Genomic DNA, 21,482 nt, shown 5'->3' with positions numbered 1-21,482 from the left:
TTATTATATAACTTAACCTTTTCCCTATATGACAGCGTTAGATTGACTTCTAGATATAAAGCATCTGGATATAGATATACCACACAATATTGTAGATTTTGTAATTTGATTTTGCAAAACACTTTAAAACTATAATAAGTAAGTGGTTATGAATTTCAATCCCTTAGATCAGTTCAAAATTGTCAAAATATTTGCTATAGATTTATTAGGCTTTGATATTAGTATCACTAACTCGTCATTATCGATGACACTGATTTGTACAATGATAGTGCTATATTATTATTTTGCTTTCAAAAATATAAAATTGATACCTTCTAGAGTACAAGCAAGTGCTGAACTGATAATAGATGCAATAAATTCTATGATTGAACAGAATACAAGCACTAAAGGTGAAAAATTTTTTCCTTTAATATTCACTTTATTTATCTTCGTATTGGGTTGCAATCTTTTTGGAATGTTACCCTACAGCTTCACAGTTACCAGCCATATATCTATAACTTTTATGATGTCAACAATATTTTTTGTGATAATCACTATATACTCTATTATAACCAATAAATTAAATTTTATTTTTATATTTGTACCTAAAAATATTCCACGTTGGATGATCCCAATAATGGTCATTATAGAATTATTCTCATTTTTATCTAAACCCATTATTCTATGTTTACGTCTTACCATTAATATGATAGCAGGCCATATAATACTAAAAATACTAGCTTTATCTGTAGTGGCAGTATCTTTATATTTGAAGCCTTTACCAATATTTTTAACTTCTATATTGATAGGATTTGAGATATTTATATCCATATTACAAGCATATATATTTAGCATACTATCATGTGTATATTTGGGTCACATTATTGATACACATTAAATTTGAATTATATTATATTATTATTGAAATTATAATATTGAATCTGTTAGCAAATTAGTATTATAATCTACCGTGTACATCTATTTAAGTAAGATGATTTAATGGCATACAAAAAATTATACAAATATGGTAGGTCAATATGGAAGGTTTTAAATTTATCGCGATAGGTTTTATGGTATTTGGTATGGCAGCAGCGGCACGAGCAATAGCAGATATTTTTAGTGCATTGCTTGAAAGTACAGCCCGTAACCCTTCTGCGGCAGATCAATTACAAAAAATGGCACTGATAGGAGCAGGGCTATCAGAAGCAATGGGTCTGTTCTCATTTATCATAGTAATGTTATTGTTATTTACCTAGAATCATTTATTAAATAATTATTTGTTATAATCGGATATTGATAAATATGCCACAGCTCGATTCCAGTAATTTTATTTCTCAAATTTTTTGGTTATTAATTCTGTTTACATTACTGTATGCCGTAGTATCTAAATTTATTATTCCAAGGTTTTTACAAATTTTACAGAAAAGAAAGGATAGCTTGCTCAAACATTTTGAATTGACAAAATTCTATAATGACAGAATATTGCTACTACAAAATCAACATAAATGCTCAGTAGATGCAGCACACGATGAAGCACAGTTAATATATAAAAACTCTGTGCTTCAGTTAGAAGAAATAAAAAAGGATAAACATCAAAAATTGGTACAAGAAATAATTGAATATAAAAAAAATCTGGATAATGTAATTAGTGATTTTCAATCAGAATTTGCTAATCATGAGTTGAATATGTGTTTTAATTTATCAATGTTAATTTTACAAAAAATCACTACCCAAAGGATAGATGATAAAAAACTATATGATATTTGCAAAAAAGTAACAATAAACTAACTGATAATATTATGATAACTGATTTGTTTGACAAGCTCAATAATGAAAATTTGTGGATTGCTGTAGCTTTTATAATTCTAGTTTTATATTTATATATTTCAGTACGAAAAGTAATAATACAAAGATTAGATCAGAAAATTTTATCTATAAAACAGCAATTTTCAGAAGCAGAATTAGTAAAAAATAATGCTAAGCTTCTATATGAAGATATAAATACTGAAATACAGAGATTTGCTTCACGCAAAAAAGGAATAATTGATAACGCACAATATAGTGCGGATCAATTTGTTACAAATAAGAATATACGATTAAATTCAACAATAGAAAATAAAAGAAAATCTGCCGAACAATCGATGATATTGAATAAGAATTTAAAAATAGAAAATATTTGTAATGAATTGAATCAAAAGGTGCTTTCTGCTACTAAATGCTACATAAAAGAACATCTTGATATTACAACGATTAACACAAAGATACTAGAAAATATACGTAATAATAATCAATCACTTTGATAAGTAAGACTTAGTATTGCGTGAAGAGATTTGGATTTTTTGGCGAGGTAGCTCAGTCGGTTAGAGCAACGGAATCATAATCCGTATGTCGTGGGTTCGATCCCCTCCCTCGCTACCAATAAATATAAGTATAAACTAAACCTCAAGCATCTTATCACTCTAATGATTAATACCAGTACCCATGACATTGTATCCAGAATCTACATAATGGATTTCTCCTGTAACTCCACTGGATAAATCACTCAACAAATATAAAGCTGATTTTGCTACTTCCTGTTGTGTAATATTTCTTTTTAACGGTGCAGTATTTTCATGTATTTTAAGCATTGCTTTAAAATCTCCTATTCCACTTGAAGCTAATGTTCTAATAGGCCCAGCAGAAATGGCATTGATTCTTATATTATTTGCACCCATATCATGAGATAAATATTTTACGCTTGTTTCTAATGCAGCTTTTGCTAACCCCATTACATTATAACCAGGGATCACTTTTTCTGCTCCATAATATGATAAAGTTAATATTGCTCCATTTTTTTCCATCAAAGATTCAGCTTTTCTAGCAATTTCAGTTAAAGAATAACATGATATATGCATAGAATTCAGAAAATTTTCTAAACTAGTATCTATATATCTTCCCCTTAATTCATTTCTATCAGAGAAAGCAATAGAATGTACTATAAAATCTAATCTTCCCCACTGAGATTTGATGATATTAAATAAATTATCAATAGAGTTGCTATCTGTAATATCACATTTTTCTAATATTTCACTATTTAACTTCGTAGCTAAAGGGTGAACTCTAGATTTAAGAGACTCTGTTTGATATGTTAAAGCAATTTCTGCACCATGTTCTTTTAATAATTCTGCTATGGCCCAAGATATTGACATATTATTTGCAATACCCGTAACCAAGCCTTTTTTCCCTTGCATTAAGAGATGTTCTTGATTTCTCATATTATGATCAAAATTAAGTTGTTTATTGTATATCACTCAAATAATATATCATATTGTTTAAGACTGAAAGCAACAACTTTAATTAAAATCAGCATAAAAAATTAATTGATAATTATTTTTAAAAATGAACATAAAAGTTAAGAATATTCTATATGGTATGTTATGCGCTCTATCATTTGCTCCTACCTATTTTACATTAGGATTATTTACAACTTCTGTATTATCTTACCAGATAATGAATAGCAATAAATCTTCTAATGCTTTTGTAAATAGTTACTTTTTTGGATTTGGTTTTTTTTTAGTATCTTTTTATTGGTTATCAATTGCAGTAAGCATATATATCGAGAAGTTTTGGTGGGTTATCCCATTTGCATTATTCGGAATACCAATCTTTATGTCTACATTTACAGGGTTGATTGGAATGGTAAGTTGGTTATTTAGAAAGTCTAGTCTCTATCATTTAGCTTTTTCTATCATATGGGTTAGCACAGAGTGGATAATATCTTGGATATTCAGCGGCTTTCCTTGGGCTTGTATCGGGTATAGTTTAGGATTTTCAGATATATTATTACAATCCAGTAGTGTTTTCGGTATTTTAGGATTAAGCTTTATAACAATATATGTAGTAAGTAACTGGCATATATTGATAATTAAAGATATAAAAAAAATTAAAATACAAGCTATAATGTCCTTAATAATAATAGGTTTGAGTATAATTTACGGATCAATGAGGCTTAAAAATAATGCTACAGACTTTACAAAAATTAAAACCAGAATAGTACAAATTTCCACACCACAAACCCAAAAATGGGATTTCCAGCATTTTCTATCAGAACTCAATAAATATATTGAACTATCAAAAATAACCGGAATGCCAGACTTAATTATATGGCCTGAATCGGCATTGATATTACCATACTGGCATGAGAATATTTATACTAGATTAATGAGTGTTTTCACTAAATACAATCAACTACTAATCACTGGTAGTATCAGTTTGGGTAGTGAAACATCATACAGTAAAGAAAAAAATCACTTTATTTCTATGATTGCTATCGATAATAAAGGGAAATTAATATTTGACTATCATAAAAGTCATTTAGTACCATTTGGTGAATATATTCCATATAAACATATATTGCCTATAAAAAAAATAACTCATGGCTTTTCAGATTACTCAGCCGGTACAGCAAAAACTGTATATATACCAAATCTAAATTTGCAGATTATACCCATAATATGCTATGAATCAATATTTTCTGCCGATATACGTAATCTTCATTATACCAACCAAAATAGTAACTTACTGATAAATATAACAAATGATTCATGGTATGGAAATTCTTCTGAACCTTTTCAGCATTATTTAATAAACAGAGTAAGATCTATAGAAAACGGGTTGCCTATGCTCAGAGCTACAAGTAATGGTATATCCGCAGTAATAGATCCTTATGGACGTAACATTAAACAATTAAAACTGAATCAATTAGGGATAATAGATAGCAACATTCCGTATCCGTGTACCCAAAAAACGTTATTCGTTAAATATGGTACTTACACCTTGTTAACATTAATATCTACAGTAGCAATATTACAGTGTATTATTGCTACAATAATATATAAAAAGTCGCCACTAGCAACCAAAAATACTTGATAACTAAACATACTCATAGTATCATCACCGGCGGTTTAAGTATTTAGGTAAATATAAGTTATTAGGTAAGTAGTAGATATGTCTCAAACAGAAACTAAAGGGCGTGCTGGAATCATAGATAGATTAGTCAGCAAGCGTCTTAGAATGCGTAGAATAATGTTAGGTCTGAGTCAGCATGAGATAGGTAAAGCGCTCGATGTTAGTATTCAGCAAATACAGAAATATGAAAAAGCTGTAAATCGTATTTCCAGTGGAAAGTTACATATTTTAGCTAGGTTTTTACAAGTGCCTGTAAGCTATTTTTTTGATACATCTGGAGAAGAGTCAACAGCAATGTCTAATCTTTTCGTTGCAGAAGAACCAAGTCAATATAATGGTGAAACTCATAGGAATTGTGTATCTGAAAGAGAGATAATTAGCTTAGTACAAGCATTTAGTGAAATCAAAAGCTCTAATAGTAGAAAAAAGATTATAGAACTCACTAGAGTGATGTCATAAAAAGTGGTAACAGCATAGAACATAACTACTGACAATATTAGAGATTCATCGTTGTATTGTAGCGTGTATGCTATGCTAGCTTTGTACCATTATGAATATCACGTGCTGGTAATAGCACAAATTGTTATATCAAACTATTCAATCATCGACAAAAACTCCCTGTAATTGAATGTTACCCCAATTTCATGGGTGATCAAAGAGAATAACTCGTTGTTGCTACTATCCTTCCACAAATTACTATCGGTATCAAGTTTAAAATGATAAGGACCAGTAAACGGAGATGATACCCATATTTCTTTCAAAGAACACTGCTTATTAATAACAAATGTTTTACAATCATCTATCGTAATGGTTAATACTTCATTACTAACATCTGCTTCTATATTATCAGATATAGCATGCTCGTCTAGCCTATCATTAATGTAATGTAGAAGCTTGTGAAAAAACGATAAAAATTCTTGCTGCGACATCCAGATAAAAGACAAACGGTTACTAATTATATCTACATATATTATACGATATAGACATTGCAATATCCAGTGTAGATTGTGTTATTAGTTTAATTTAACTAAAATAGCCTAAATACTATCAATTATCACTATATTCAATTTATTTAGAGTAAATATTAACCTATTTATACTAACATCAATAGTATATTATATAATATTAGTTGTAATTAACCAAATAATATTTGTGGTAGAGATTTGTCATTTTTCATGAGTTCAGATAATACCCTTAGAGCAATCTGCTGCCAAATAGACCCTTTCTGTAATTCTATTATAAACTTATTTGTATCAACATTAGATTGTTCTAATTTCCCACTCTTAATTGTACCTATATTATTCCCCTTGAATCTTATTTTGATCTTACCAGCATCTGGAGTTCGCGTATAACTATTGCCTTCCACAGTATTTAGCGCATTTATATCATCAAAAGTTGCGATTGGTATATCAAATAACATCCTAGTATCTCCATTATCAAACATACCATATAATGTACCCTCACTTATTATAATATCATCAATGTTACCATACTTCCTTCCTCCAGCTTTTAATTGTACATTACCTAAAAATTTTTCATCCCCTAAATTTACTTGTTGTATTTGTGATTTCGATAAAAAATCAATACCAACTTCTTGTATATTACTATCACCGTTATGATGATTAATGCTAATAGGGGAATTAAATTTTTTTACAGATGATAAATCTAATTTTCCATCACTGTTAAAGTTCAATATACCTGAATCCAAATACTGCAGATCACCTTTTTCACGAACATCAAAAATTTCAACAGCCCACCTATTAGTAGCAAGTTTTGCAAATTTAAAATTCAACTGAAATTCATTTCCTAAACTATCAAATAATGTAACATTTGAACTTAAAATACTAGATTGAGGAAATTTATTAGATGATAAATTAGAATTAGGATCGGTAACATCATAAGCAGCTGTCACCATATTATTACCTTCTATACCAAAATATCTTAGTATTTCATCTTTATCTCTTGTTATAACAGTTGCCACTACACTAGATGATAGTGTAATATTTTCTATACCAGCAGTGGTATTACCTATTTTCTTATATGAGAAATCACCTGAATTGATTACTGAGCTATTAATGATTTCTGTACTATATGATATAGAAAAATTATCATTATCAATTCGTGTGATTTTATAGTAAGCATCTGGTATTGAAACATCGTGTGTTGTAGGAGATGAGGCTCCAGATTCAGCAATCTTTCTAACACCAAAATCCTTAAGATAAATTATGTCACCATCTGTAAGTCCGTGCCCTATTTTATGAATCTTCATAACTTGATTAGTAGCATCAGTAATGTCAGTATCAATTTCTGAAATTGAAAAATCTGGTTCTAATAATCCACGGTCAGACTGGACCCGGTTCCATACAGCATTAAGATTAGACAAATTTTGAGTAGTTATAGGGAATCCTGTAGCTGTAGTAGTTCCTCCAAGTGCTTTAGGATCATTACTAATAACAGATATTTCAAAACCCATTGGATCTACATTAGTAACAAAATATTTACCATCTGGTATATTGTTAATATTCATACCAGAAATATTAACAACATCTCCTATTTGCAAACCATGAGTATTGGTATCTATTCTTACCGTGGCTCTTCCTAAATCTGTTCCATTTCCTATCCTAGCAGAAAATATTTTATTATTTTCTATACTATTGCCTAAGAGAGACAACGACATTTCTGCAGAATTCGGAGATATTATAAGATTACCTGCATTCAATTTTGTTCCAGTTGAGCTATCAGGTAATTTATCAACTAATTTTTCTAAAGATTTAAAAGAATTAAACCTATTAGTAGAAGCTGGTATATCAGATAATCCTAAATCATTCTTTATATCTCCTTGAAATTTTACTTCAAGATTAGGGTCCTCCGCAGCTATATATAAAATGTTATTTCTTATAACTGCTGTCAAATCATGTACAGCATTAATCTTATCTGCTAGAGTTTTAATACTATTAAATCTATTATCTTCCACACTATTTAAATTTCCTACTATAAACTCATAACTCTGGCTGGTACCACCAACTAACGTAATCTTTAGCGTTTTGTCTAAATATTTACTATCAAATGGAGAATTGATATCACTAACATCTAATACCTTAAACCGCTCTGATACTGAATATGAATTTGCAACACCTCCATATTCTAATACTATCTCTGGCCCTGAATCTGTTTTTAATATTATTTGATCACCAATATTTATATTAGGATTTTCAGAATAAGATATAATGAATTCATCTTGAGGGTGATTCTTTAAATGCATTCTAATATCAGATGCTTGCAATATGCCGGACTGAGAATTAAGTTGCAGTTCAGATACAGCAATACTCTTTGTTTTTTCTGGAGAACTAAAACCAACCCCAGAGAGATCTATTGGTTCAAGGTTATTTACATCTTGTACATTTACAACTCCGTTACCATTTTCATTTGACTTTACTCCTAACAACTTATATCCATCTGTATTATGCAACTCTCCCTTAAGATTTTTATCAAAACTCCCATTTCTAGTATAAGATACTTTACCCCCTTCATCAGAAACTACAAAAAGCCCTTCTCCATTTATTCCCATATGCATTTTATTATTTGAATCAACTAATGGTCCTTGCTTATGAAGATCTTGCTTCACTGTTACTGCTGCACCACCTCCTGGATCAGTAACAAAATGTGGGATTAGTTCTTTAAACCCTACCTGCTTTGATGCATGCAACTCACGACTAAGTATAGTAAGATGTTTATTATTAGGTGCTAGCGAGTTAACTGCTACATCTGTTGCTGATGTCATAATAGTTAATTGTATTTGTATTTTTAAAATATAATGCAAATGAATATTGAGCATAAATTATGCCAAATTGTAATTTACATAAAAATTAATCCTATTAATTTGCACTATATAACTTTTTTTGTTATCGTTGCAGAAAATATCCTTTATAATTTAGGTATTAGTTGTATATTGCCAGTGCGATTAAAAAATCAATATTAATTAAGATATGAAAATCAATTGACATTATATGTCTGGGTTAGAAATTAATAAGATTATTGCTTCAATTCTATTATCAAGTTTGATAGCAGCACTAGTAGGGTTTATAGTAAATTTAATATATAAACCAAATTTATCCATCTCAGATAGGGGCTATAGAATAGTAGTCAATGATGTCGATAACATAAGTACAGAAAGTTCCAAAGTAGAAGATACCCGTGAGGATTTTAACATTCAAGAATTAATCGCACACGCAAGTGTTGAACATGGTAAATCTCTTAGCAGAAAATGTATCGCTTGCCATAGTTTGCAAAAAGATGGAGCTAATAAGATAGGGCCAAATTTATGGAATGTAGTAGGTCGTAACAAAGCAACAGCTAAGGGTTTTTCATATTCTAAATCTATGATAGAATTAGGAGGTGTATGGGATGAAGAATCCTTGTTTTATTTTCTACAAAAACCTAGTAAGTATCTACCTGGTACCAAAATGGTGTTTATAGGATTCAAAAAAAAACAAGATATTGCAAATATATTAGCATTTCTTAAATCCCAGCATGATTAAGCAAGATATTTTTATTTGAATATTATTAAAACTTCTTATATTTAAAAAATTTGCCATAGATAAGCTATTTATATATAACTAACTGAATAATGATATTTTATGCAAAAGCGATATATTACACTGGATGAAGATGGAGCATCTCCTATTAAAATGTGGACAAAAGGCGTGTTTGTAGATGATAAAGCTAAAGTACAATTGATTAATACCGCTAAGATGCCTTTTATTTACAAGTGGTTAGCAGTAATGCCAGATGTCCACGTTGGAAAGGGTTCAACTATTGGTAGTGTCATACCCACGATTAATGCTATTATCCCTGCTGCTGTGGGTGTAGATATTGGTTGTGGTATGATGGCAATTAAAACATCATTAAATGCATCAGATTTACCAGATAATTTGTTTCTTATACGTACAGCTATCGAAGCAGCAGTACCACATGGCCGTAGTGTATATAAACATACACTAAATAATATTGATGAAGGAGCTTGGAAAAATATACCCAAAAATGTAGAAAATGCTTGGCAAGAATTAGAATATGAATTCAAATTAATTGTTGAAGTAGCTCCTAAGATATCCAAAACTAATAATATAAACCATCTTGGTACTTTAGGTGGTGGGAATCACTTTATAGAAATATGCCTTGATGAAAATTCTCAAATTTGGATTATGCTACATTCAGGTTCCAGAGGTGTTGGTAACGCTATAGGTAGATATTTTATTGAGCTCGCTAAAAAGGATGCTAAAGATTATATAGGCAGTTTACCTGATAAAGATCTAGCATATTTTTCAGAAAATACTAAAAATTTTAATAATTACATCTTTGCTGTAGAATGGGCACAAAAATTTGCTCATGTTAACCGTGAAATTATGATGTCAAATATTATCGAAGTATTAAGGCAGACTATAAGTAAAAAATTCACTACAGATCTTGCAGTTATAAATTGTCACCATAATTATGTAACACGTGAAATACATTATGGTAATAATGTTTTTGTTACTAGGAAAGGAGCCGTGCGAGCGGGAAAGGGGGATATGGGTATTATCCCTGGCAGCATGGGGGCAGAATCTTTTATCGTACGTGGTCTTGGCAATCAAGAAAGTTTTTGCAGTTGTTCTCACGGAGCTGGAAGAATTATGTCAAGAACAGAAGCAAAGAAGCTTATTTCACTCGATGAACATATTACAGCTATCCAAGGGGTAGAATGTAAATTAGATGAAGGCCTGATAGATGAAACTCCTAATGCTTACAAAGATATTAATAAAGTTATGGAAGCACAAAGTGATCTAGTAGAAATACTATATAAACTAAAACAAATTATCTGTATTAAAGGTTAGTTACAAACTAAAATATGTAATAACTAGCTGATAAAAAAGCCACTGTATTTAGATGAATTATAACAAAAAATCCATATCATGCACCTATATAAAATATTAAAGTTTCTCTTTTAATATTTACTAATATATCATTATTAGTATTATTGAGATGCACTGGTTTTTTTTGGATATCTAATTAATTATTGTATATTATATCACGTTAGCATATGAAATGTTTTAAGATTTGTGTTGTATGTTTTGTATTAGTACTGATTCTAATAGGAGTGTATAAATTTTTGGATCCTAATGCTTATGTAAATGATTCTGTTAAGGAAAATACAATTTTAGAAAACCCTTCTATGGCAAAAGATTTGTCTGTGCAATTATATACTAAAATAGGTTGTAAATATTGTACTCTTGCACAAAATCTTTTAGATAAACACAAAATACATTATTCCAATAAAGATATTAGTTTTAATCAACAATTACAGTTAGATCTAGTAAAACTTACTGCGCAAACAACAGTACCTTTTGTATTTATAAATCATAAATTCATAGGAGGATACGAAGAATTGGTAAAATTTATGAACTCTTATAACCCAAAGTACTCTGCAGAGAGAAAAGATCAATGAGCTAAAAGCCTCATTTATTGCCATAACAGAAATTTGATTCGAAGTTACAACAACACAGTAATATACTATCACTCATATGAAATTAAGTTGTAGATAAAATCTATAGATTAATATAGGTTATACTTATCAAAAATAATTCTTTCTATTACTGTATCAAAAGCATTATTTATCAATTCATCACAATTCTCTTGTATTGTCGCATTACTGTTGATTCCTAATTTTTTTTTAAACCATGATCGTTTACTTTCTATATATTGAATATCAACATTCTTCATATCATAATTTCTGTTAATAAATGAATAAATATCATCTAATCCATCAATTAATCCAAAGTTACTGGCGACATCACTAGACCAAAATTCACCATTAAATAATACATCATCATTCTGAGTTAATCTTGTACTTCTTCGTTGTTTAATATATTCTATAAAATTCTGATGAATAGTTTGCTGTAAATTTTTCACTATTTTAATGTCAGTTTCTTTGAGAGGTGAAAAAGGGTCTAATACAGATTTGCTTTTACCTTCAGAAAAAACCCTTCTCTCTATCCCTAATTTTGAAATGGCACCATGAAAGCCAAAGCCAGTACTAATTACTCCTATACTACCTATCACAGAATTTTGAGCAGCGAATATCTTTTCTCCTGCGCATGCCAGCCAATAGCCACCTGAAGCTGCTATATCCTCTATAAAGCTGTATATGGGTACTGAATATTCTTTACCCAAATTAATAAGACGTCTTGCTATTAGCTCTGATTGTACTGGCGACCCTCCTGGAGAATTGATAATCAGAATAACTATTTCTAAATTCTTAATTTTGAACATAGACTCAATTAGTTTATTCAAATCTGAAAATTTCATACCAGATCTTAAATTACCTATCTTGCCTATTACACCTTCTAATCTTAATACAGCTATTTTAGATTTAGTTTTTCTTATCCCAAAAAACGTCAAAGGAGAAGATAAAAATTGTTCAATTTTACTTTGACTTTTACTGCTTACTAATGACTTAGAGTTTGGTAAATTATCACTCTTACTAAGATTTTGATCGTCAATGATTCCCATATGTATATCTATATCAATAAACAAAATTTCTATTTTATGTAAACAATATTATAGCAATATTACCCACTATTTAACTAGTTAAATAGAAAAGGCAGCTTACATCCCTACACTAATAACATTAATACACCAAATCAATATGGATATCAACTCGGAGATTATTACTATTCTCATCAATCGTGGTATATACCATCAAACAAGATTTTCTTTCGTGCATTTTCTATATATTTAAGATTATTAGAAATAGCATTAAATAAAATACTAGGTATACTAGGCAAATCAGTGCGAGCAATTATATTAATATGGTGATTGTTGATACTTACTCCAAAAGAAGGAGAAGTAAACTGGTAACCATCTATTTCCTTAGAAATATACAACATATTGCCTATAATGATAGATGTGCTAAACTCTTGACGATTAATAACTGTCTTTGCAATTTGTTTTAAATGATAGCTAGGAGAAAAATTATGTGCATAGAACATAATAAGAGATAATATTACCCTGATCTTATGCGTAAATGATATAGATGTCTGTAATATATAATCTACTAGCATATTAGGAACAAAATTAACATTTATATGTCTGTATTTTGATAAAACAATAATAGCATATGTCACTATATTTTTTATATCTAAACCTGATATTTCCGGTAACACGTCAGCTATAACTTGATGATATTTATCAAAATCCACTGCATTTTCAGATACTTGATATCCCAATAATTGCTCTTGTATAGGATTTTTAGCTTTTTCTTTACTTTCCATCAATTCAAGCCTTAACCCTTCCTTCAACCCATAGCTTGAAACTATTATCATTTTAGGAACAAATAAATCTATTAGTGCCTTTACTAGCATACATGCATTTTGATTCAAATTTTGCTCTTTAGAAAAGAGATTACTTAGCTTAATTTGATCTATGAAAAGCATAAGCCTGTCTGCTGGTATTTCAATATGATGTACATTTTTTATTGGGTAATTAGTCATTCTGACAAATAACTTTCCTATAAATCTTAGGCTGCCCCCGATAAAAAATATATTCTCTATTACACCAGAGCACTGTATGTTATTGGCAATAATTTGCTTGATTTTTAATACAGACAAAAATTCATACGGACATTTTTTTATTTTACTTCCCAATTCCAGTGATACAACTTTATTGACTTGATTATTTATAATTTCTATGAGTTCTAAGCTCCCTCCTCCAAAATCTACTGCCATCCCACTAGAATAACAAATATTGTTTAATAATCCTTTAGCACTAAGATACCCCTCTTGTTCTCCGGAGATTACTTCTATTACTAAATTAAATTTATTTTTTATATAATGTATAAAAGATTGAGATGATTCATGACCTCTAAGAGCAGCAGTAGCGATGCATTTTATTTTCATAATTCTTAAATTGTATAATATATATACAATATACTCAAAATATTTATCAGAATAAACAAACTGCTGATTTGCTAATAAGTTCCTAATATCTACCATAAATGTTTTAGTTAAGATCTCATAAGCCCCTACTGTATTATCATTAAAACAACTAAACCTAATCGCATTGGAACCTATCTCTATAATCCCTGATCGCATCTCACTATGTATACAACATATTAATAAAATATTACTCAATAATCATATTGTTTTCTAAAATCTGGTTTGGTACGAAAGTCTTAGGTAGCAATTTTTTTGTAAAATTTTTATCCTGATAATACAAGATTTTTTTTGATTTAATAGGAGGAGATGATTCTATAAGCAGAATCTGCTCATCTTTCGGTAATTGAATCACTTCCTGTGGCAAAAGTAAAGCTCTTTGTACTTTAGAAATATTTTTTGTTTTGTTAGCAAAATTTATATCAATAAATGTAGATCTATTATATGACTCTTGCTCTACTGTTTTATTGCCACATAATTGAGATATTAATGTAGCAGTTTCATAGTTATTAGCTGCAAATGTGATACGATAAGTGGTATTAGATAAAAATGAATTCATACCTGATTCTTCGTATATCCCTTTTAATTGTTGTGTATCTTGTACTATTAAAAATAACCTTACATTATATCCTCTAAAATAAGCTATGCCCGTTTTAAATTGATCCATTTTCCCCAGAGTAGGAAACTCATCCATCATAAACATTACCCCATAAGGTTCTGTTGTTTTATTAGGTATTTTACGTGTTAAAAATTCTGCAGCTTGTTGATAAAATACCTGCATTAGCTTCTGTAATCTATTAATATTATCAGGAGTTAATCCTACATACACTGTAATTTTTTTAGACTTCATTTCTTGCAGATTAAAATCTGAGCTTGCTGTAGCTTTATCAATCAACGGATTAGCCCATAATTCTAATGAGGAATTCATTGTAGATATTACTCCAGATCTTTCTTTCTCTGCTTTTTGTAAAAAGGCTGCTATATTCATATAACCTACAGGGTGAATTACCTCCCCTAACGTATCAAGTGCTACCGTCAAAGTATATGCAACATCATCACTTCTCATAGTTCTTACCACTTCTCCAAAGGATTTTTCTTTAGTATCATCAGATAATAGATATAACACTACTCCTAGAAATAAGCTTCTTGCTTCGTTAGTCCAGAATTCTTTTTCTGGCATAATTAAATTTGCAATTTTTTGAACATCATCTACCATTTGTCCAGGTTTTTTACTAATCCAATCTAACGGATTATAACAATGTGTTATACCATCAGGGTTAGAAGGTTCCCAAACAAATATTTCTTGCCCCATTTTTTTTCTCCATCCACTAGTTAATTCATAATTCTCTAATTTTATATCATGCACTATGACAGAATCTTCCCAAAATAATAAATTAGGTATTACAAAACCTACACCTTTACCAGAACCAGTAGGAGCAAATAATAAAGAATGTTGATATCCACCTGCGACAAAATATCCTTTACTATCTCTACCAAGTAAAACTCCTTTTTCACATCTTAAGGATGCCTGTTTAATATCTGATGAATTAGCCCATTTTGCAGATCCATATACATCCTCCTGCGGTTTTAAATATTCTAAGTTTATAATAAAATCAAACTTTTTTATATATATTAGTATTTCTAATATTAGTGGTAAGAATATAGCCAAAGACAACTTAATTTTGATATAATCTAAAAAATTTAAATCGATATTACCCCAATTGATAAACAGCCAATATATCCAACTATAACTAAGTTTTAACACATTCCATTCTAATCCGAGAAAATCATAGGATTGTACCGTTAAAATGATAATATTGGCATTGAAAAACAAACAAAAAATTATAATGATAATATGAAATATTATAGATATAAATCCATCAAACATAGTGTTACAAAATATATTACATTATATATATAAAGTTAAATCACTGAAATAATATTTCAGATACATATCTTTTACCAGCTTTTCCTCTTTTAAGCTGTACAATTATATCTATTACTGAGTTGATATAGTTTTTAATCTCATCAACAGGGATTCCTAATCCTGCTTGTATAATCATCAACTTTAATTGCTCTATTGCCATAATTGGTGTATCTGCATGCAATGTAGCAATTGAACCTGGGTGGCCAGTATTGACTGCTCTTAAAAAACTAAATGCCTCTGCTCCCCTTAATTCTCCTACTATAATTCTATCTGGTCTTAATCTTAGGCATGCTTCTATTAAATCCTGTGTAATAACTTGTGCCAATCCCTGTTCTCCTTTAGAGACTAAGAGATGCAGTTTATTAGGATGGTTATTTAGTATTATTTCTCTAGTATCTTCTATAGTAATCAATCTTTCATCACTTGGGATAGCAGAAAGCATAGCATTACCAAAAGTAGTTTTACCAGTAGAAGTACCTCCACTAATCAATATATTTTTTTTAGTGAGCACTGCATGTTTTAAAAACATCAAAATATTATGTTCTTTTAGATAATTATCTAAAATTTCACGATTTTTATCACTACTAGGCTCGGTGCTTACATGATCAAATGCTCCTGTATTTGCATATGTATCTAAGCATACATTTAAACTGCCACTTTTTCTTATTGATAATGCTACGACACCTGGTTCGCAAGTAGGTGGAAAAACTATTTGTATTCTATATCCATTAGGTAATGTAGCAGATAATAAGGGCTTTTGTTGAGAAATCATTTGTTCAGTTGATTGAGCTATCAGTCTACCTAAACCTAACAAATGTTCTAAATCCAAATCAGAAATATGTTCTAATCTTTGATTACCATATTTTTCAATCCAAACTTCGCAAGGCTTATTGATCATGATTTCGTTTACTCCTTCTTCAGAAAAAATTTTATGAAATGGTAATAAATAAGTTTCTAAAGCTTTTAAGCTCATGGCATTAATTTAGATTGAATAATTATATCAGATGGAAACAAATAATCTTTATTAACATAGACTTTTATCATAGTACCTTGGTGAATACTAACTGTAGTTTTCCAAGTTGGTTCATTGAATATTAACTCTCTTGCGGTATTAGTTAATTCTTTAAATGCCTTTTTAGAAGATTTTTGTACTTGAGTTTCTGTAGTATTAGTATTATTAACCTTTAACAAACTATCCAAGGATGTGTTAACAGTTGAAATCAATGAAGTTAATTTACCTGAGCTATTAGCTGTAGTATCATTTCTCAGCGTAGAGCATTTACTACTGATAGTAGAATATGCACTTGAACTTACATTATTAGTACCAAATGCTCCTAGAGCATCATTGCAAATTTTATTTATTTTTTCATTATCATTAAGGTTGCTATCTAATACTATATTGTTAGTAATTACTCTAATATTGGCAACATTAGTTTGTAATTTGGTAGATACATTTGTATTTTGTATAGGTTTAATGATTTTATCTAGAATTGATGCAACTCCAATGTCAAAAGTAGAGAGTAGAACAGCATTTGTTAATCTTTCTTTTATTTTTAAATCTATGTTACCCTGAGTTCCCTTTAATCCTAAATTATCTATATTAGTACCATCAAAATTGATACTATAACCATTTGTTAAGTCTATCCTACTCCATACGACTGCAACTCTTCCATATAATTCATCCACATTAGTGGTATATTGCCCAAATAGCTTAGATCCTTTAGGAATTAATATATTTTTGCCTATTTCTGAGTATATATCCCTGCTTATTACGGCTTTAATTTCACCTCCAAAATCAGTATTTATAGCACTTTCTACTACTGCTTCAATCAATTTACCTTTAGCCATTACTAAATTTAAGTTACCTCTCTTCTGAAAGTTATTACTAACTTCTTGTTCTTGAAGAGATTTTTGGGGTAAAGCACCACTAATTAGAGTAATAGGAGAAGTCCTTTTTTGTTCTCGTCTTCTAGTAATTTTTTCTGCATCTAGATTCTCAGTAGCTGGAAAGAAATTAGGAGGAGTATTAGTTGATTTCCATACTACAGGAGGATTATCAATCTTTTTTTCATTTAAACTATCATCAACAATATCTTGTTTTTCTTGAAGAGCTTGTATATCTTTACTTGGTTCAAAATTTGCTACTTTTATGTCTGATTCCAGATTATTTGTATTATTATCTTCAGATTGAATTTGATCATCAGATGCTGTCTTATTCATAAAATCTGAATTATTTACCAACGTCATATCATTACTATCCTGTAATACAGGCAATTGTGGAATTTCAGGGATGTATCCTCTATGACCATCATTAGCTTTCACTGTGATTTTAGGTAGTTGAAATTTTTCATTGCCATCTTCTGTATCATCATCTCTAATAAAAAAATAATATATATAAGTAACCGCAAATAATGATATAAATACTAATAACGTAAAATTTTTTTTATTGAAACTAGATACTTTTGATAATTCTTCTTCAATATGGGCCACATTATGTGTATTAGCAATTTCGTCATTATTGTTGTTTGGCTTATTCTCCATATTTTATTTTTCTATCGATTTAGAATTATTAATATAGGATTTTTTCTTCTTTTCATGATAAGAGAATCTTATTACATAAACTAAATCTTGTTCTCTGCCTTCAACCAATTCTTTTGACACAAGATCAAACTGATAAGTCCTTTTATTAGTAATAACAATCATATTTGTCTTTATGTATTTTTCTAAGGCCTTAATAAATAACTTATTATCCAGTGGAGTAATTTTCCAAGAATAAGTATCACCTAAAGTAAGAGTTTTAACAAATTCATTTTTTTCAAATTCAATATAAGATTGAAATCCGCTATGAAGAACTATAAGATAGACTTCATCTTGATTATATATATATTTTTTAATTCTGTAATCGACTGTAATATCTGTATTTTTTGTAACGGATACCGCTTGATAACTCAAACATGTTATAATTCTAAGATTAAGAATCAAAATTAATATTACGGTTCTAACTATAATCATCATCAACTCTATAAGATGTCACAACAAACCCTACTGGATTAATATCTTTATCTTGTTCTGTAAGCTCAACTGCAGTGTATGTGAATTCTACTACTACAATTTTATTAAAAACCATCATAGATCCTGTAGTTTCATGTATAGAAAATCTGACAATATACCTATCATCTTTAATTTTAGACCATGATTTTATTGTTAAATACGTAGTATTTTGTGTATTGTATTTAAGCGCTAAATCGTTATCTTCATTTTGAATATACCCCCAATATTGTCTATATACATCTGTTGTAGAGAACAGTCTAATTGTGTGTCTAGCAAGAGTTGTAAAATCCACGGGGTTATAAGTTTCTCTTGCTATAATATATTTTTTGATAAAATATTGAGATAATGCATCGTTACCTGAAAGTAAAGACGATTCTAATGGATTCACTATACTGAGGTTACCTGTAGTATTATCTATTTGCACTACGAATGGCTCAAATTTTCTAAAATGATTCATGTATATAACTGCTACTGTACCAATAGCGGTAGTAAGTAATAATATAAACACCAATAACACAAGCCAATTACGTTGAATCAACATATATTCATACTGTCTTGTATAACAATCTTTACTCTGATCTAAACCAGTATTACTAATATTACTGTTACTATTTTTATCACCAATTCTGGATTTAAGGAAAGCAAACAAATTCATCTTATTTTACTAATACAAGATAGCAGAACATTTAATAGCTTAATGATTCATTAATGATTATTATATGACATAAAGGAATAGAAATAAATTTTGTTATATCTATTGCGAGTCAATTTTAGAAATTAATTGTTTTTTTGAAACAATTAATACTTTAGAAAAATAATCACCACTTAAGAATATCACTAATATAAGAAATGTTAGTGATGTATAGAATTGGGAGATGATTCTACATACTCTATATCACATTTTTCAGCTACTACCGAAGTAATGCTATCTATAATCATCGCGTTCACTATTATCTGATCAGAAAAATTTACACCTGAGGTTTCCAACATATTTTTCCACAATATACGTGTAAGATATCTATTAAAATTATCTATATCACTCAAGTGATTACACTGACTCTGAGCACATGTGCTAGATGTTTCATTCAAAAGCTTTTTAAAGCTCACTCCAGAGGGCTTTATCATATGTAAAGCATTATTACCATTATCAATTTGCACTGCATCATATATTCCAGATATATACATATACTACCCAAATAAATATAAAATTTATAAAATACTATTTTATTCTAAAATAAGAATATCAAATCTCTTTATAAAGCAACAAAGATTATACAATAACAAATTATCCTATAAATAACAAATTCATCTCACCTCTATTACAGCATCTAACGCTCCCACGAGTTTAATATTATGTAATATATTTATAATATCTCTTGGCCAGACGCCTAACTTATTTAATCCTGTAACCAAATCACTAAGCTTTGCTCCTCCTTCTAGATTATGCATTTTGCTCCCTCTCCTTTGATCCACTAAATTATTGATATTTTCTAAATCTTCTTGAGAAGTAGTAAAAGGTAAAGAGTCATAATATTGATTTTGGATAACATTCACTATCAAATTACCTTGCGCTATTGCTACTGGTCTGATATGTACCTTATCGCCTATAACAATGGTACCAGTAGATTCATTTATCACAATTTTTGCTTTATAATCAGGTACTACAGATATAGATTCTATTTCTGATATTAAGTCAACCAAATTTTGGTAACGATACTCTGGTACAGTTATCTTAACTGTAGCTGAATCAGTAGCCATAGCTATATTGCCTTTAATGTTGTTATTAATGGCATTAGCAATTTTATAAGAAGTACTAAAATCTGGAGAATGTAAAGATAATCTAATATTTTTCATATCATTAAACTGAAAATTTATTTCATTTTCAACAATAGCGCCAGCCTGAATATAACCATTAGTTTCTATAGCACGATTTCTAGTTTTTATTTCTGGAGAGATGCTAACAAAATCTGAAATAGAAACCGTACCTTGAGCTACTGCATAGACTTTTCCATCAGCCCCTAGCAATGTGGTGGCTAACAAAACTCCTCCCTTAAGACTTTTTGCATCCCCAAGAGCGCTAACTTTAATATCTATTTTATTACCCTGAGTTGCAAATGGTGGTAAATTTGCAGTTACTATAACGGCGGCTATATTTTTTGTATTGATATTTGAACCTTGAACATTCACCCCAAGGCGATCCAAGAAATCAGAGAGTCCTTTTTCTGTAAATACTGCATTTTTGAGATTATCTCCAGTACCATTTAACCCAACTACCAACCCATGACCAACAAGCAAATTATCTCTTACTCCTTCAACAGATGCAATATCCTTAATTCTGCTTTCCATAGCAAAAGCATCAAACAAACCCAGTACATATACTAAACATATGAATAAATTTTGGATTACAGCACAGAGCAAATACATTACCTATGAATTATAAACAAAGATTGATTTTAAATAGATACAATATAGAACAAAACTCAACTAACACATTGTAGGATTAATTTTTTGATAAGCAACAACATTATTGTTTATATGCTATGTTTAAATCAAAAATAATGTTTAATTTCAACAATTTAGACATTATTAATACAATAAACATCAATTTTTTT

At 29.5% G+C, this 21,482-nt stretch carries 21 protein-coding genes and 1 tRNA gene; 10 read left to right on the top strand and 12 right to left on the bottom strand.

The features are described 5' to 3' along the window. Positions 1-148 precede the first annotated feature (148 nt). From IHI24_RS01520 to IHI24_RS01500, 5 genes are all read left to right on the top strand, one after another. Complete coding sequence (locus tag IHI24_RS01520; protein WP_194966309.1) at positions 149-877, top strand: F0F1 ATP synthase subunit A; 729 nt, start codon at positions 149-151, stop codon at positions 875-877. 139 nt (positions 878-1,016) lie between these two features. Continuing rightward, entirely contained in the window at positions 1,017-1,235 is a 219-nt protein-coding gene (locus IHI24_RS01515; protein ID WP_194966308.1) for a F0F1 ATP synthase subunit C, read from the top strand. Between the two features lie 46 nt (positions 1,236-1,281). After that, entirely contained in the window at positions 1,282-1,767 is a 486-nt protein-coding gene (locus tag IHI24_RS01510; protein ID WP_194966307.1) for a F0F1 ATP synthase subunit B family protein, read from the top strand. Between the two features lie 11 nt (positions 1,768-1,778). Then, positions 1,779-2,279: a F0F1 ATP synthase subunit B family protein gene (locus IHI24_RS01505; RefSeq protein WP_194966306.1), complete on the top strand. Its 501-nt coding sequence runs from the start codon at positions 1,779-1,781 to the stop codon at positions 2,277-2,279. Positions 2,280-2,320: 41 nt separating this feature from the next. Then, positions 2,321-2,397, top strand: a tRNA-Met gene (locus IHI24_RS01500). A gap of 41 nt (positions 2,398-2,438) precedes the next feature. Here IHI24_RS01500 and IHI24_RS01495 read toward each other — a convergent pair. Then, positions 2,439-3,233 carry an enoyl-ACP reductase FabI gene (locus tag IHI24_RS01495; RefSeq protein ID WP_194966305.1) on the bottom strand — a complete coding sequence of 265 codons (795 nt, stop codon included), beginning with the start codon at positions 3,231-3,233 and terminating at the stop codon, positions 2,439-2,441. Between the two features lie 124 nt (positions 3,234-3,357). Between IHI24_RS01495 and lnt the strand changes: the two genes are divergently transcribed. Together lnt and IHI24_RS01485 are read left to right on the top strand one after the other, a co-directional pair. Next, complete coding sequence (lnt, locus tag IHI24_RS01490; RefSeq protein ID WP_194966304.1) at positions 3,358-4,887, top strand: apolipoprotein N-acyltransferase; 1,530 nt, start codon at positions 3,358-3,360, stop codon at positions 4,885-4,887. A 78-nt stretch (positions 4,888-4,965) separates the two neighbouring features. Next, positions 4,966-5,385: a helix-turn-helix domain-containing protein gene (locus tag IHI24_RS01485; protein ID WP_194966303.1), complete on the top strand. Its 420-nt coding sequence runs from the start codon at positions 4,966-4,968 to the stop codon at positions 5,383-5,385. A gap of 134 nt (positions 5,386-5,519) precedes the next feature. Here the strand turns inward: IHI24_RS01485 and cyaY are convergent, their stop codons facing one another. Next, on the bottom strand, positions 5,520-5,855 hold the full coding sequence (cyaY, locus tag IHI24_RS01480) for an iron donor protein CyaY (protein WP_194966302.1): 336 nt from the start codon (positions 5,853-5,855) through the stop codon (positions 5,520-5,522). A gap of 206 nt (positions 5,856-6,061) precedes the next feature. Beyond that, positions 6,062-8,707: a flagellar basal body FlgE domain-containing protein gene (locus IHI24_RS01475; RefSeq protein ID WP_194966301.1), complete on the bottom strand. Its 2,646-nt coding sequence runs from the start codon at positions 8,705-8,707 to the stop codon at positions 6,062-6,064. 226 nt (positions 8,708-8,933) lie between these two features. Between IHI24_RS01475 and IHI24_RS01470 the strand changes: the two genes are divergently transcribed. The 3 genes from IHI24_RS01470 to IHI24_RS01460 all read left to right on the top strand — a co-directional run bounded on the left by IHI24_RS01470 (position 8,934) and on the right by IHI24_RS01460 (position 11,407). Continuing rightward, entirely contained in the window at positions 8,934-9,464 is a 531-nt protein-coding gene (locus tag IHI24_RS01470; RefSeq protein ID WP_194966300.1) for a c-type cytochrome, read from the top strand. Positions 9,465-9,563: 99 nt separating this feature from the next. Continuing rightward, positions 9,564-10,796 (top strand): RtcB family protein, encoded by a 1,233-nt coding sequence (locus tag IHI24_RS01465; RefSeq protein ID WP_194966299.1) that lies wholly within the window; start codon positions 9,564-9,566, stop codon positions 10,794-10,796. A 206-nt stretch (positions 10,797-11,002) separates the two neighbouring features. Next, on the top strand, positions 11,003-11,407 hold the full coding sequence (locus IHI24_RS01460; protein WP_194966298.1) for a glutaredoxin: 405 nt from the start codon (positions 11,003-11,005) through the stop codon (positions 11,405-11,407). Positions 11,408-11,514: 107 nt separating this feature from the next. On the opposite strand, the gene IHI24_RS01455 is transcribed toward IHI24_RS01460, so the two are convergent. The 9 genes from IHI24_RS01455 to IHI24_RS01415 form a co-directional block, all read right to left on the bottom strand. Continuing rightward, positions 11,515-12,471 (bottom strand): S49 family peptidase, encoded by a 957-nt coding sequence (locus IHI24_RS01455; protein ID WP_194966297.1) that lies wholly within the window; start codon positions 12,469-12,471, stop codon positions 11,515-11,517. 170 nt (positions 12,472-12,641) lie between these two features. Further along, a complete protein-coding gene (locus tag IHI24_RS01450; protein ID WP_194966296.1) occupies positions 12,642-14,051 on the bottom strand; it encodes a Ppx/GppA phosphatase family protein in 1,410 nt (469 codons plus the stop codon). A 31-nt stretch (positions 14,052-14,082) separates the two neighbouring features. Beyond that, positions 14,083-15,780, bottom strand: coding sequence for a type IV secretory system conjugative DNA transfer family protein (locus IHI24_RS01445; RefSeq protein ID WP_194966295.1), 1,698 nt, complete (start codon positions 15,778-15,780; stop codon positions 14,083-14,085). Between the two features lie 40 nt (positions 15,781-15,820). After that, positions 15,821-16,792, bottom strand: coding sequence for a P-type DNA transfer ATPase VirB11 (gene virB11 / locus IHI24_RS01440; RefSeq protein ID WP_194966294.1), 972 nt, complete (start codon positions 16,790-16,792; stop codon positions 15,821-15,823). Next, positions 16,789-18,360, bottom strand: a complete 1,572-nt coding sequence (locus tag IHI24_RS01435) for a TraB/TrbI/VirB10 family type IV secretion system protein (protein WP_194966293.1) — start codon at positions 18,358-18,360, stop codon at positions 16,789-16,791. The genes virB11 and IHI24_RS01435 overlap by 4 nt, the downstream gene beginning before the upstream one ends. Before the next feature lie 3 nt (positions 18,361-18,363). Continuing rightward, the gene (locus tag IHI24_RS01430) at positions 18,364-18,834 is read right to left on the bottom strand and encodes a TrbG/VirB9 family P-type conjugative transfer protein (protein ID WP_407690720.1); all 471 of its coding nucleotides are present in this window, start codon (positions 18,832-18,834) and stop codon (positions 18,364-18,366) included. Next, positions 18,818-19,525 carry a VirB8 family type IV secretion system protein gene (locus IHI24_RS01425; protein ID WP_194966292.1) on the bottom strand — a complete coding sequence of 236 codons (708 nt, stop codon included), beginning with the start codon at positions 19,523-19,525 and terminating at the stop codon, positions 18,818-18,820. Before IHI24_RS01425 ends, IHI24_RS01430 begins: the two co-directional genes overlap by 17 nt. A gap of 197 nt (positions 19,526-19,722) precedes the next feature. Beyond that, positions 19,723-20,055 carry a hypothetical protein gene (locus IHI24_RS01420; protein ID WP_194966291.1) on the bottom strand — a complete coding sequence of 111 codons (333 nt, stop codon included), beginning with the start codon at positions 20,053-20,055 and terminating at the stop codon, positions 19,723-19,725. Between the two features lie 120 nt (positions 20,056-20,175). Next, positions 20,176-21,294 carry a flagellar basal body P-ring protein FlgI gene (locus IHI24_RS01415; RefSeq protein WP_194966290.1) on the bottom strand — a complete coding sequence of 373 codons (1,119 nt, stop codon included), beginning with the start codon at positions 21,292-21,294 and terminating at the stop codon, positions 20,176-20,178. Positions 21,295-21,482 lie beyond the last annotated feature (188 nt).

Source organism: Rickettsia endosymbiont of Cardiosporidium cionae, from assembly GCF_015476335.1.
In the GTDB taxonomy this organism is placed as follows: domain Bacteria; phylum Pseudomonadota; class Alphaproteobacteria; order Rickettsiales; family Rickettsiaceae; genus JADHZC01.
The sequence above is the reverse complement of the archived record's forward strand: the minus strand, read 5'-3'. Positions and strand labels throughout refer to the sequence as shown.